Annotated in this window: 16 protein-coding genes; 8 read left to right on the top strand and 8 right to left on the bottom strand. The window is 31.8% G+C overall.

The genetic code is table 11. From position 1 onward, the window contains the following. Nucleotides 1-6: 6 nt before the first annotated feature. A complete protein-coding gene (locus IPK18_00610) occupies nucleotides 7-366 on the top strand; it encodes an STAS domain-containing protein (GenBank protein ID QQR98074.1) in 360 nt (119 codons plus the stop codon). Continuing rightward, nucleotides 366-1,283: a ribonuclease Z gene (locus IPK18_00605; GenBank protein ID QQR99270.1), complete on the top strand. Its 918-nt coding sequence runs from the start codon at nucleotides 366-368 to the stop codon at nucleotides 1,281-1,283. The genes IPK18_00610 and IPK18_00605 overlap by 1 nt, the downstream gene beginning before the upstream one ends. On the opposite strand, the gene IPK18_00600 is transcribed toward IPK18_00605, so the two are convergent. Beyond that, nucleotides 1,284-1,511, bottom strand: a complete 228-nt coding sequence (locus IPK18_00600; protein ID QQR98073.1) for an FtsX-like permease family protein — start codon at nucleotides 1,509-1,511, stop codon at nucleotides 1,284-1,286. It lies immediately after the preceding gene. Further along, the gene (locus IPK18_00595; GenBank protein ID QQR98072.1) at nucleotides 1,484-2,536 is read right to left on the bottom strand and encodes an ABC transporter permease; all 1,053 of its coding nucleotides are present in this window, start codon (nucleotides 2,534-2,536) and stop codon (nucleotides 1,484-1,486) included. The genes IPK18_00600 and IPK18_00595 overlap by 28 nt, the downstream gene beginning before the upstream one ends. A gap of 100 nt (nucleotides 2,537-2,636) precedes the next feature. Between IPK18_00595 and queA the strand changes: the two genes are divergently transcribed. After that, nucleotides 2,637-3,686: a tRNA preQ1(34) S-adenosylmethionine ribosyltransferase-isomerase QueA gene (gene queA, locus IPK18_00590; protein QQR98071.1), complete on the top strand. Its 1,050-nt coding sequence runs from the start codon at nucleotides 2,637-2,639 to the stop codon at nucleotides 3,684-3,686. On the opposite strand, the gene IPK18_00585 is transcribed toward queA, so the two are convergent. Further along, the gene (locus IPK18_00585) at nucleotides 3,683-4,630 is read right to left on the bottom strand and encodes an N-acetylornithine carbamoyltransferase (protein ID QQR98070.1); all 948 of its coding nucleotides are present in this window, start codon (nucleotides 4,628-4,630) and stop codon (nucleotides 3,683-3,685) included. The genes queA and IPK18_00585 overlap by 4 nt on opposite strands. A gap of 97 nt (nucleotides 4,631-4,727) precedes the next feature. Here IPK18_00585 and IPK18_00580 point away from each other — a divergent pair, with 97 nt between their 5' ends. From IPK18_00580 to IPK18_00565, 4 genes are all read left to right on the top strand, one after another. Then, nucleotides 4,728-7,379, top strand: a complete 2,652-nt coding sequence (locus IPK18_00580; GenBank protein ID QQR99269.1) for a DNA translocase FtsK — start codon at nucleotides 4,728-4,730, stop codon at nucleotides 7,377-7,379. A gap of 62 nt (nucleotides 7,380-7,441) precedes the next feature. Further along, on the top strand, nucleotides 7,442-8,059 hold the full coding sequence (locus IPK18_00575) for a hypothetical protein (GenBank protein QQR98069.1): 618 nt from the start codon (nucleotides 7,442-7,444) through the stop codon (nucleotides 8,057-8,059). Between the two features lie 184 nt (nucleotides 8,060-8,243). Then, nucleotides 8,244-8,648 carry a DMP19 family protein gene (locus tag IPK18_00570; protein ID QQR98068.1) on the top strand — a complete coding sequence of 135 codons (405 nt, stop codon included), beginning with the start codon at nucleotides 8,244-8,246 and terminating at the stop codon, nucleotides 8,646-8,648. A gap of 20 nt (nucleotides 8,649-8,668) precedes the next feature. Next, nucleotides 8,669-8,950, top strand: a complete 282-nt coding sequence (locus tag IPK18_00565) for a DUF1272 domain-containing protein (protein QQR98067.1) — start codon at nucleotides 8,669-8,671, stop codon at nucleotides 8,948-8,950. 500 nt (nucleotides 8,951-9,450) lie between these two features. On the opposite strand, the gene IPK18_00560 is transcribed toward IPK18_00565, so the two are convergent. Together IPK18_00560 and IPK18_00555 are read right to left on the bottom strand one after the other, a co-directional pair. Then, nucleotides 9,451-9,807, bottom strand: a complete 357-nt coding sequence (locus IPK18_00560) for a helix-turn-helix domain-containing protein (GenBank protein ID QQR98066.1) — start codon at nucleotides 9,805-9,807, stop codon at nucleotides 9,451-9,453. A 4-nt stretch (nucleotides 9,808-9,811) separates the two neighbouring features. Further along, entirely contained in the window at nucleotides 9,812-10,105 is a 294-nt protein-coding gene (locus IPK18_00555) for a type II toxin-antitoxin system HigB family toxin (GenBank protein QQR98065.1), read from the bottom strand. A gap of 409 nt (nucleotides 10,106-10,514) precedes the next feature. Between IPK18_00555 and IPK18_00550 the strand changes: the two genes are divergently transcribed. After that, on the top strand, nucleotides 10,515-10,667 hold the full coding sequence (locus IPK18_00550; protein ID QQR98064.1) for a hypothetical protein: 153 nt from the start codon (nucleotides 10,515-10,517) through the stop codon (nucleotides 10,665-10,667). Nucleotides 10,668-10,973: 306 nt separating this feature from the next. Here the strand turns inward: IPK18_00550 and IPK18_00545 are convergent, their stop codons facing one another. The 3 genes from IPK18_00545 to IPK18_00535 all read right to left on the bottom strand — a co-directional run bounded on the left by IPK18_00545 (nucleotide 10,974) and on the right by IPK18_00535 (nucleotide 13,258). After that, on the bottom strand, nucleotides 10,974-11,498 hold the full coding sequence (locus IPK18_00545; GenBank protein ID QQR98063.1) for a GNAT family N-acetyltransferase: 525 nt from the start codon (nucleotides 11,496-11,498) through the stop codon (nucleotides 10,974-10,976). A gap of 404 nt (nucleotides 11,499-11,902) precedes the next feature. After that, the gene (locus IPK18_00540; protein QQR98062.1) at nucleotides 11,903-12,229 is read right to left on the bottom strand and encodes a hypothetical protein; all 327 of its coding nucleotides are present in this window, start codon (nucleotides 12,227-12,229) and stop codon (nucleotides 11,903-11,905) included. Between the two features lie 579 nt (nucleotides 12,230-12,808). Further along, nucleotides 12,809-13,258 carry a hypothetical protein gene (locus IPK18_00535; protein QQR98061.1) on the bottom strand — a complete coding sequence of 150 codons (450 nt, stop codon included), beginning with the start codon at nucleotides 13,256-13,258 and terminating at the stop codon, nucleotides 12,809-12,811. Between the last annotated feature and the right edge of the window lie 21 nt (nucleotides 13,259-13,279).

Genomic DNA, 13,279 nt, shown 5'->3' with positions numbered 1-13,279 from the left:
TTTTTTATGAAATTTAGCGTAGATAAACAAGAGAATGTAATTGTATATGAAATTTTAGAAGATAAATTAACTTCAGTTAATGCACCAATATTAAAATCTGAATTAGTGATGGCAAACACTGAAGGCTATAAAAATATAATTATAGACTTAGATAAAGTAAGGTTTGTAGATTCATCTGGCTTGAGTGCAATCTTAGTTGGTAATAGAATTTGCACTGAATACGATGGTACATTTGCATTGTGTGGTTTGAATGATATTGTAAAGAATTTGATTAAGATATCGCAACTTGATGATGTGTTAAATATTTTTTCCACACAGTTTGATGCATTACAAGCAATTAATAATACTACAGAAAATATAGATTAATATTTTTGGATTTTGAACTTACCATATTAGGTTGTAATTCAGCCATTGCACAACATGGAAGACATCCAACTTCACATATACTAAGAATAGGTTCGCAAATGTATATGATAGATTGTGGCGAAGGCACACAATTTAGAATATTACAAAATGCAGTTAAATGGTTTAAAATAAATCATATATTTATATCACATCTTCATGGTGATCATTATTATGGTTTAATTGGATTGCTTACAACATATAATTTATTAAAACGTACAGATAAGCTACATATTTTTGCACCAGCAATCTTGAAAGATATTATAGAATTACATTTTAAAGCAAGTAATTCTACTTTAAATTATGAACTTGAGTTTATAGAAACAAAAACAGATGGTTTGCATAAAATCTATGAAAATACAAGTTGCGAAGTTTATTCATTTCCATTAAAACATAAAATTCCAACTACAGGTTTTTTGTTTAAAGAAAAAACATATCTAAGAAGATTAGACATAGATAAAATAAAAACTTTAGACATAAGCAATCAAAAATATAAATTGTTGCAACAAGGTTTAGACATCGAAGATGAATATGGAAATTTGTATAAAAATGAAGATTTGACTTTTGATGCAAAACCATCCAGAAGTTATGCTTTTTGCTCTGATACAATCTATGATGAAAGTATTGTTGAGTATATTAAAAATGTAGATGTACTGTACCACGAAGCAACTTTTATGCAAGATGCACAACAAAGAGCAGCAGAAACAATGCATTCTACAAGTATGCAAGCAGCAAGTATTGCACAAAAAGCTGAAGTGAAAAAATTAATTATTGGACATTTTTCATCACGCTACGCAGATTTGAATCCACTGCTACAAGAAGCTAAATCAATTTTTAGCGAAACATATTTAGCTGAAGAGCTCAAAACTTATTCTATCTAATTACTTACTTCTGATAGCTTCAACAGGATCCATTTTTGCAGCAAAATATGCTGGAAGTATGCCTGATAAAATGCCTAACATGAATGATACAATGAATGCTACCATAATATTTTCTGAGCTAAGGACAAACTGCATACCACTTGCTTCTGTGGCATAGCCAGTTATGAGCCAAACAATCAGCAATCCAATTGCGCCACCAATTAAACATAGTAAAATTGCTTCGAACAAAAACTCAAGCAAAATATCTTTATTTTTTGCACCCAATGCTTTTTAATACCTATAATTGCCTTTCTTTCTGATACAGAAACAAACATAATATTTGCAATACCAAATCCACCAACCAATAATGAAAATCCACCAATTATCCATTTTATAATACCTAAAATTCCAAACACATCATTAAAGCCATTGGCAATCACACTTAGCTGGTTGATTGAAAAATCATCTGCTTGTTTTGGTCTAAGTTTTCTTCTTGCACGCATCAAACTAATTAATTCTTGTTTAAGGTCATCTTGTTGTACGCCAGGTTTTGCACGTACTTCAATAGTTATATCTACGCTGTTTTCGTCTACATTAAAGTTTTTATCATAATAGGCATAAGGTAATATTACACTTTTATCATAATTAAATCCTAAAAGACTTTCACCTTTTTTATTAATAATCCCAATTACCTTCAAACTTTTACCATCAATTTTTAGTTCATAACCAATAGGATTTTCGATGCCTTTGTATAATTTTTCAGCAACATCTTTTCCAATCACACAAACATTCATACCATTATTTGCTTCCATAGCAGATAAAAATCTACCATATAAAATATCTAATTGAAATACTTTTCCATAATTTGCAGTTACAGCAGAAATATAAGCTTTCTGTGTTTTTCTATTTTGATATGAAATAACTGGCGTAGAACGTGGATTAATTTCAAAAGCTACGCTTTCTCCAAGTTTAGTTCGTTTTTCAACATATTTATAAATATCATATTTTAATTGCGGTCTTTGAAAATATTTCCACCATGGATAATCTGTAGGACTATCAAAAGTCCATGCCCATTTATTGACAAATAGTACATTATCACCTAAGCTATTAATTGAGTCATTTATATTATTCTTAAGTGCATCTACAGCAGTGAGTATAGAAATTATACTAAATATACCTATACTAATGCCAAATAAAGATAAGAATGTACGCAACTTATTAGACCAAAACTGCTGTATGGTTAAAGCAACTGTTTCTTTAAAAATTCTTAGCATTAGGTTATAAATTTATAAAGATTTTGGAAACTATTTGAATTTAGTTTTTTTTAGTGTTACCTTTGCAAAAAATTATTCCGTAAAATAATTAATCTACTATATGAAGTTATCACAATTTGAATTTGAATTACCAAAAGAAAAAATTGCTTTATACCCAAGCAAAAACAGAGATGAATGCAAACTAATGGTGGTGCATAGAAAATCTGGAAAAATCGAACACAAAATCTTTAAAAACGTATTAGACTATTTTGATGATGGTGATGTGATGATATTGAACAATACTAAGGTATTTCCAGCACGTATGTACGGTACAAAAGAAAAAACAGGTGCAAAAATTGAAGTTTTCTTACTTAGAGAATTAAATCATGAGTTAAGATTATGGGATGTTTTAGTAGATCCAGCAAGAAAAATTAGAGTAGGCAATAAACTATATTTTGGCGATGATGATTTGGTTGCAGAAGTTGTAGATAATACAACATCAAGAGGAAGAACAATACGTTTTTTATTTAATGGAACAGATGCAGAGTTTAGAGCAGTGTTAGAAAAATTAGGCAATACACCATTACCAAAATACATTAAAAGAGAACCAGAAGACATAGATAAAGAATATTATCAAACAGTTTTTGCAAAAGAAGAAGGCGCAGTAGCTGCACCAACAGCTGGCTTACATTTTACAAAAGAGTTAATGAAAAGGCTAGAAATTAAAGGATTAGATTTTGCAGAAATTACATTACATATTGGTTTAGGTACTTTCCGTTCTATAGATGTAGAAGACTTATCTAAACACAAAATGGATGCTGAATACATCAAAGTAAGTGAAGAGTGTGCAAAAATTGTAAACAAAGCTAAAGCAAATAGAAAAAATATTTGTGCAGTTGGTACTACATCAATGCGTGCTATAGAAACAGCAATATCAGCAGAAAGATTATTAAAACCTATGGAAGGTTGGACAAATTTATTTATACATCCACCATATGAGTTTTCTATTGCCAATTCTATGATTACCAATTTCCATACACCAAAATCTAGCTTAATCATTATGATTGCAGCATTTGCTGGCTATGATTTAACAATGGAAGCTTATCAACAAGCTATGAAGAAAAAATACAATTTCTTTTCTTATGGCGATGCAATGTTAGTTATCGACTAATTATTTTCTAATATATTTTTTAATACAGCTTGTGCAGCAAACTCTCGGTTTGCTGCTTGTTGTATTACTAAGCTATAATTGCTGTCTAATACATCATCAGCAACTTCTACATTTCTGCGTGTAGGCAAACAATGCATAAATTTCCCATCATTGGTTAATTGCATTTTCTTATTATTGATAATCCAATCTTCTTGTACTTCTATTACTTTTCCATAGTCATTATAAGAACTCCAATTCTTAGCATAAATAAAATCAGCACCTTCAAAAGCTTCCAATTGGTTGTTGATGATAGTAGCATTTCCAGAAAACTTTTCAGATAGTTCATATCCTTTTGGATGTGTAATCGTAAAATCAACATCAGCATGGTTCATCCATTCTGCAAAAGAATTAGCCACGCATTGTGGTAATGCTCTTACATGTGGTGCCCAACTCAATACAACTTTAGGCCTTTTTTTTGCTGTATTTTCTCTAATCGTCATCAAATCAGTCAATGATTGTAATGGATGCACAGTAGCACTTTCCATATTTACAATTGGCACTTTTACATTCTCCAAAAATTTGTTTAACACATATTCTTGGTCATCTTTTATTTTATCAGTCAAACTAGGAAATGCTCTGATGCCAATAATATCAGCATATTCTGAAATAACAGCAGCACCTTCTTTAATATGTTCAGCTTTGCCTTCATTCATAATAGCACCATCTTCATATTCCATACTCCAACTATCTTGATTTAGGTTCAATACTATTGTTTGCATACCTAAGTTTTGAGCAGCTTTTTGTGTACTCAATCTAGTTCTAAGTGATGAGTTTAAAAAAACTAAAACCATAGTTTTGTTTTTACCCAAATTCTGATAGGCAAATTTATTTTGTTTCAACTGTATAGCTTGCAATGCTAAAGCTTCTGGTTGTATTACATCATGTACGGATAAGAAGTTCTTCATATTTTTCAAATATACTATATTTTCAGAAAAATAATTATGCACAATGTTGAATATCTTTTAATATTTTAAATGGCAAATGAAAATTATATTTGCTTTAATGTCTAAAAAAGAACAAACTGTTAATAAAGAAGAACTTCCAGAGATTTTTCCTGATACTGTGCTTTTTTCTAAACAAAATATACAAAAGTATGTAGGAATCATTATTCTGTTGTTTTCTTTGTTCTTATTAATTTCTGTAATATCCTATTTCTTTACTTGGAAAATAGATCAAGATAAAGTATTAGATTTTACTTGGAATATCATCTTTAATAAAGAAACACAAATAGCCAATAAAATGGGCACATTTGGTGCATTATCAGCGCATTTATTGGTCTATGAATTATTTGGTGTTGCATCAGTATTTGTAATAGCTTATTTATTTGCATTAGGATTTAATATTACACTCAACGAGAAAATATTTAAACTAAAAAGGATACTAATATTATCTATTCTTTGGATATGTTATTTAAGTACCTTACTTACATTTGTTTTTAAAAGTTACGCATTTCCATTTGGTGGCGGATTAGGCAATTTTATCTATGAATGGATTAGTGCATTGGTTGGCAATGTTGGTCTCGCAATAATATTAGTTGTTGCTGGCTTGTCATTCTTTGGTATCAATATAAAATTGTTAATCCAAAAATTAAAGACAAAAGTTTCAGAGTGGAATACGAAGCGAAAAGAAATTATTGAGCAAGCAGCAGAAAAACAAACAGCAAATCCAAAGGAAGATATTATTAAAATAAGTAAAGAAGAAGCTGGATATGAGCTTGAAAGTATATTGCCAGAAGAAAAAGAAATTCCGCTTCCACATGCCAAAGACAACCAATTTGAAATACTTAATCCTGAGATAGAAATAATACAAACACCACAAAATGATTTAAAGGTAGATATTACGCAAGAAGTTTTAGAAGATATTACACAACAAATTCCACAAGAAGAAGCTGTTGATGATGTTAATAATCTGATGATTGAAGAAGAAACTAATGAAGAACTTGTGTTGGATGTACCTGATGTAATTATATCTAAACCAGAGAAGAAAATTAAAGATAAAGCAATTGATTTAGAAATAGATGAAGTGCAACCTTTTGGTATTATAGAACATGTTGTTGAAGAAGCGGAAATCGAAGAAGTTGAAGAAACTCAAAATGAGTTAGAAGAAGTAGTAGTAGATAATGAAAATATAGATGATGAGTTTGACAAGAACATTAACTATGATCCAAAATTAGATTTATCTAGATATAAATATCCAAGTACAGATTTATTAGAAGAACATGGAAGTGGGCAAATTGAAATCAATAAAGAAGAACTAGAAAAAAACAAAAACCAAATTGTAGAAACACTTTCGCATTATAGTATAGGTATTGATAAGATAAAAGCAACCATAGGGCCAACTGTTACACTATACGAAATAGTGCCAGAGAAAGGCGTTAGAATTTCTAAAATTAAAAACTTAGAAGATGATATTGCACTAAGCTTATCAGCATTAGGAATTAGAATTATTGCACCAATACCAGGAAGAGGTACCATAGGTATAGAAGTACCAAATGTGAAGAAGAGTATTGTATCAATGAAATCATTATTAGAAGGAGAGAAGTTTAAAAAAGCTGATATGGATTTACCTATTGCTTTAGGAAAATCAATATCTAATGAAGACTTTATTGTAGACTTAGCAAAAATGCCACACTTACTAATGGCTGGTGCAACAGGACAAGGAAAGTCAGTTGGTATAAATGCATTGCTAATTTCATTGTTATACAAAAAACATCCAGCAGAACTTAAATTAGTAATGGTAGATCCTAAAAAAGTAGAGCTATCATTATATAAGTTGATAGAAAAACACTACTTAGCTAAATTGCCAAATGAAGAAGAAGCAATCATCACAGATACTAAAAAAGTAATTTATACACTAAATGCATTATGTATAGAAATGGATGAACGCTACGAATTATTAAAAACTGCTGGTGTAAGACATATCAAAGAATACAACCAAAAGTTTACCAATAGAAAATTAAATCCAAACAAAGGACATAGATATTTGCCATACATTGTATTAGTAGTAGATGAGTTTGCAGATTTAATGATGACAGCAGGCAAAGAAGTAGAAGCTCCAATAGCACGTTTAGCACAATTAGCAAGAGCAATAGGCATACATTTAGTTGTAGCCACACAACGTCCATCAGTAAATATTATTACAGGAACTATAAAAGCAAACTTCCCAGGAAGAATAGCATTCAAAGTTACAGCAAAAGTAGACTCACGTACTATATTAGATGCTGGTGGTGCAGACCAACTCATTGGGCGAGGAGATATGCTTTTATCGCAAAGTGGCGATATAGTAAGATTACAATGTCCATTTGTAGATACACCAGAAGTAGAACGCATTGCTAAATTTATTGGCGATCAAATGGGCTATTCAACAGCTTATGATTTGCCAGAATATGTAGATCCAAAAGAAGGTGGCTCAGAAAAATCATTTGATTTTTCTAACAAAGATGATTTGTTTGAAGAAGCAGCACGCCTGATTGTACGAAATCAAATTGGCTCAACATCATTAATACAACGCAAATTAGCACTTGGTTACGCACGTTCAGGTAGGCTAATGGACCAACTAGAAGCATTTGGTATTGTTGGACCAAATTTAGGTAGCAAAGCCAGAGAAGTGTACATAAAAACAGAAGACGAACTAGAAAGAATGTTACAAGCTTAGTTTGTATATTTGATTTATTACATTAACAAGTGTATCTTAAATTTAGTAGATATAAATTTTCAATGATGCTTAAAGATACATTTATACAACTTGTAAGCAAGTACACAACAAACAATATTGTTGCAAACGAACTATGGACAGAAATTGAGCTAAACTATTCCAATAAAAATAGATATTACCATACATTGCAACATTTAGATAGTTTGTTAGAACAACTTACTGAAGCAAAAAATGAAATCCAAAACTGGGACGCAATTTTATTTACACTTTACTATCACGACATAGTCTACAATGCATTAAAATCAGACAATGAAGAAAAAAGTGCAGCACTAGCTAAAATGCGCCTATCACAAATTAATGTTCCTGCAAATACAATTGAGCTCTGCTACAATCAAATCTTAGCAACCAAATCACATCAAAAATCAAGCAATTCAGATACAAATTATTTTACAGATGCAGACCTTGCAGTACTAGGAAAATCTTGGGAAACATATGCCACGTATTACAAAAACGTAAGAAAAGAATATGCCATCTATCCAGATTTTTTGTACAACCGTGGACGAAAGAAAGTAATCAAGCATTTTTTGGCTATGGATCGAATATTTAAAACAGATTTTTTTTATTATAAGTTTGAAACGCAAGCAAAACAAAACTTAACCCAAGAACTAAACTTATTGTAAAATATTTTATGTTTTATCATCAGTACATTGTAAATTAGATAAATTACTTTCTAATAATTTTGCATAACAAATATAAATAATGATGAATAATACTTTACCAACCTTTACACAAGACGAAATAAATAAAGCCAAAGCAGATACTTGAGATTTTCTATTCTTATTTTTAGATGCCTATTACCAAACCATGGCATCAGATACAAGTGAGCAAAGCATGCAAGCATTTAGCGCAGCACAACATACACTTATGGCTTTCAATTCTTTGTACGGAGAAGTTAGCAACGGCGGTTTTCTTCAGTTAATACAAAACGGATATGGTAGTTATATTTTTGACAATCCATTTTCGGAACATATAAAAGAATGGGGCGCAGTAGAAATTGCCAAAATTGTAGACGATGCAAAAATAATCTATGAACAACATAAAGATGATTTAGAGAAAGAAACAAGTATAGAAGCGTTTTCTGCAATGTACGATGAGTACACAGCATTTGAACCACTTGATGATAAATTTTATGAAGTAATGGATGCAGAATTAGAAATCATAAAAACCTACGTTGAGCAAAACATAAACTCATTTGCAAATATTAAATAATAGACATAATTTATAATACAATGTTAGAACTAAGACCATGTTGTGAAAATTGTGCTAAAGAATTACCAAACGATAGCAACGAAGCAATGATTTGCAGCTACGAATGCACTTTTTGTAGCGCATGCGTTGAAAATATATTAGAAAATGTTTGCCCAAACTGTGGTGGCGGTTTTGAAAAAAGACCAACAAGACCAAAAAATGGATTAGAAAAATACCCAATGAAAAACGAAAGATTAGTTAAACCAGTTACTAACAACAAATACCTAGCAACAAACAAAAACATTGACCCAAGAAAGCGATAAACAACAAACTAAAATATTAAATTGTAACCAACCTGCTTTTTTGCTTAAAAACTAAAAACGGCGAAGTTATTTTGTTTGGTGACATTTACTTCGTTATCACTACGCAAATTAAACTCCAACTAAGGCATAGAGCCAGTATTAGGTACGCTGATAAACTACAGGAATATGATGCGAGTAAATACACGAGGTATACAAGGAGAAACAAACATGTATTGATGGCAACTATAAGTTATAATTTACAGAAATACCTATTCTTTAATAAGCCAAAGCGAAAAATAGAAGCATTATGCCTTAGTAAAAGCAATAAAAAGGCAAGAAACAGGCTAAAAAGCAAATAGAAACCTATATTTTTACAAGAAGCGCCACCAGATACCAGAGAACAAAAGTAAAGAAAACAGCTATGTATTAATACAAATAATATATGATATATAAATTATGTAAAACTGCCACCCAAAAAACCACGTTGTGCAACTGCCATCGCTGTTAGCAGAAGTCCTATTTTAATATGCTTGAATTAGTACCTCCGTTGGAATATGCATTTTTTCCGTTAATTTTCTTATCATTTCAAGTGATAATTTTCTTTTTTTGTTTAGAATTTCACTTGCTCGACTTTTTAAACCAATGACTTCGGCTAAATCGTTCTGAGAATAATTTAGTTGCTCCATTCTGAATTTTATTGCTTCAATTGGGTCAGGAAGTTCAATTGGAAAATTTTCATTTTCATAATTGTCAATCAAAATTCCTAAAATTTCCAATTCGTCACCTTCCATTGTTCCAGGTTTTGCATCGAAAATCATTTCAAGTCTTTCTAAAGCTTGGTTATAGTCGTTTTCGTTTTTTATTGGTTTTAATTTCATTTTCTTAAATTTTATTTGCATCAATTTTGTCATATTCAGTGTGAGTTCCGATAAAGCGAATCCACATCATTTGGTAGTTGAAATTAATTTTTACAATCAGTCTATAATTATTACCTTTTATGTTAAAACAAACTCTATTGTCTTCCAAGATACTTGCACTTGGATATTCGTTTTTCAATTCATTCAAATTTTTCCATGTTCCTTTTTCAGCTTCTCTATACCACGATTTTAATTGCTGTTCACACTCAGGATGAACTTCCCAAAATTCACGTAGTATTTTCTTTGCAATAACTCTCAACGTTTAACTTTTGTCAAAGATAAATAAAAATTCCCAAATTGGGAAAGATTATTATGTTAAACTTACGTATTTTGTTCGGGGAGGATTTCTGCTAACGGTTCGCGTGTTTACGAAGGAGCGAAGTAGAAAGTACTAAGTTTCAATTAAGCACCATCGTTAGCAAAACCATTTTTTTATTTGCTAATTTACATTTTTTATGCAAATAAAAAATGGTTCTTGCGACCAAGAAAGTACAGAAGTTCAGTTTCGCACTTAACCCGCTCTTTTGCAAACACGTTGTGTTTGTTGCACAACGTAAAAATAATGACTTTTTTGATATTTTTATATAATTTGTATAAATAACTATATATTAATATACTTAGAATACTTTTATGTAACATATGTTTATTTATTCTTTGTATATTCGCACATGCATGGACGCAAATCATTTCAACCTAAAACTATTTTTTTTACTTCACTAAATGAGCTTGTACCTTATGATAATTTCTATAGAAAGCTGAATAATGCCATTTCGCTTCATTGGATTTATAAGTCTACTGCTGTATATTTGGCAATGACGTAACGAAAGTATAGATCCAGCTATAAGTTATAATTTACAAAAATACCTGTTCTTTAATAAGCCAAAGCGAAAAATAGAAGCATTAAGCCTTTGTAAAAGCAATAAAAAGGCAAGAAACAGCCAAAAAAAGCAAATAGAAGCCTATATTTTTACAAGAAGCGCCACCAGATACCAGAGAACAAAAGTAAAGAAAACAGCTATGTATTAATACAAATAATATATGATATATAAATTATGTGAAACGACCACCAAAAATACAACGTTGTGCAACTGCCACCGATGTTAGTGGCAGCCTTTTTTGTAATTCGTTTAGTTATTCAATTTTAGTTTCATCATTATGTCCGTCTGTTCGTCATTCCCAAGTTTGAAAATATGTTTGTCAAATTCTACAAACCCGTTTTTCTTATAAAAGTTTATCGCTCTCGGATTTTCTTCCCAAACGCCTAACCAAACAAAATCAGAATTTTTCTGTTTGGCGACTTCAATTGCTTTGTCATATAAAAGTTGTCCAACACTTTTTCCGTGGAAGTCTTTCAAGACATAAATTCGTTCAATTTCAAGTCCTTTATCGTCTTGAAGTTCAGTTTGTGATTGTCCAATGTTTAATTTTAGGTAACCAATTATATTGTCGTTAAGTGTCGCAAAATAAAACTCTGCGTTCTTGTCGTTAAGTTCAGTTGTCAATTTCTCGTTTGAAAAACCTTCGTCTAAATATTTTGTCATATTTTCTTCGGTATTTCCTGTCGAGAAAGTTTCATAAAAAGTTTGTCTACCAATTTTTTGTAATTGGTCAATGTCCTCAAGTGTTATTTTGTTAATTTTTATTTCTGTCATTTTTTAGTCTAGCGTTGAGTGTCGGTAAGGTTGCCACTAACGTGCGGCGGATTTGCGAAGTTACGAACTGCAAACGAAGTTTGCAAGTGAAGTAATTTTGCAAATCCGTTGATGTGTTGAAGGTCGAGCGTAGCGAGCCTAAACGCATCATCGGATGTAATCCGCCGCACGATGTGCAAAAGGCGAAGCGTAGCGAAGACTTTTGCACATCGTGCGAGTATTTGCGAAGGCAGGGGGATTCATTGATTGTCCAGCCCGGTACAAATGCCCATTTGAAAATATGTTGTTGAAGTTAAGTACTAAAGCTGAACATTGAATATCGAGCCCGAAGCGCTGCTGATGCCCGCACATAGTTGATGTTACATTGTCTAGCCCTGCTTTTGCAAATACTTTTGTTAGGCGCATTAGTCGAACAGATTTACATCAAAACCACTAAGTCTAAGAAAATGACCTAATCTCATTTTATAATCTAACCACCCACTTCCATCGTAATGCTCTGCTTTCTTCATGTCGTTTATTAGTTTAACGATATCGCTAACATCACTGTCTGTCAATATTTGTCTTGTCTCCAATATTGAGTTGATAATTTTTGAAGTTTTAAACTCTGGCTCGAATGTGGAATTGTTTTGGATGTTTCTTTCAAAGTAGGTGCAGCACAAATTTAGCCCAGTTAAAACGTCTGCTTTACTAGCTGTTTGCTCTAGTTCTTTCGCTTTATTTTTCTTATTCATCCAAAGTCTCATTGATAAGACACAAGTTTAATTTGGAGTCAAAAAAGTTGAAGTGGCTCCATCCCAAAAACATTTCAAACATCTGCCATTGTCAAATTGATGGTCACAATTTATGTAACCGTATAAAAGATGACTGCAATTAGGGCATAACGAAGACATTTTAGAAGTTTCTGTGTAGTATTCACTTTTACATTCGTCGCATACTGTAATGGTTTTCTCTCTTTCTTTATTGTCCATGTGTGAATGGTCTTAAGTTGCGCCTAACGTGCGGCGGATTTGCGAAGTTACGAACTGCAAACGAAGTTTGCAAGTGAAGTAATTTTGCAAATCCGTTGATGTGTTGAAGGTCGAGCGTAGCGAGCCTAAACGCATCAACGGATGTAATCCGCCGCACGATGTGCAAAAGGCGAAGCGTAGCGAAGACTTTTGCACATCGTTTTCGGGCTTTGCGTTCGGGCGGGTTTCGGAGCACAAAGTTTCAATTTATTACTAAAGTTCATTAGAAGCACAAAGCTTCAAGTTTGCACGTCAGCCCGCCTGACGCAAAACCCGTGTTATAGGGCGTTTTTCTTTTTCGTCCTATTGTTCGTTTTCATTATCAGCGTATAAAATGTCTTTCGGCAATAGTTCATTTTGCAAATATTTGATTTCAGCCTTTGTCCAAAAGTTAATATTCATTAGTCCCATAGTTCCGTTGTCAAACCAATTGCCGTCCCTGTCTTGAATTTGTAATGTCCATTTATACGCTTTACCATTTTTAGAAAACTCTTTAAGTCTTGCAATTCCTGTCAGACCGAAAACAAGTTGATTTAGCATTTCATTAGTTTCGTCCTCAGTGTTGTCAAAGTGCCAATGAAAAGTCCCAAAATGAAGTGTATTTTCTCGTTCGTCTGTCTGCAATAAAATGTCAAATCCGTTGTCGTCACGGCAAAATATTTCAAGTTCACTGTCATTCTTCTTGTCGAATTTAATGTCAGGATACTTGTTAAGTTTCTCAACTACTGTGTCGATAATATTTTGTTCTGTCATTGGTTTGCTGTCGTCTTTTAA

Source organism: Sphingobacteriales bacterium (assembly GCA_016699615.1).
In the GTDB taxonomy this organism is placed as follows: domain Bacteria; phylum Bacteroidota; class Bacteroidia; order Chitinophagales; family JADIYW01; genus JADJSS01.
This window is presented reverse-complemented; position numbering and strand designations above follow the sequence as displayed.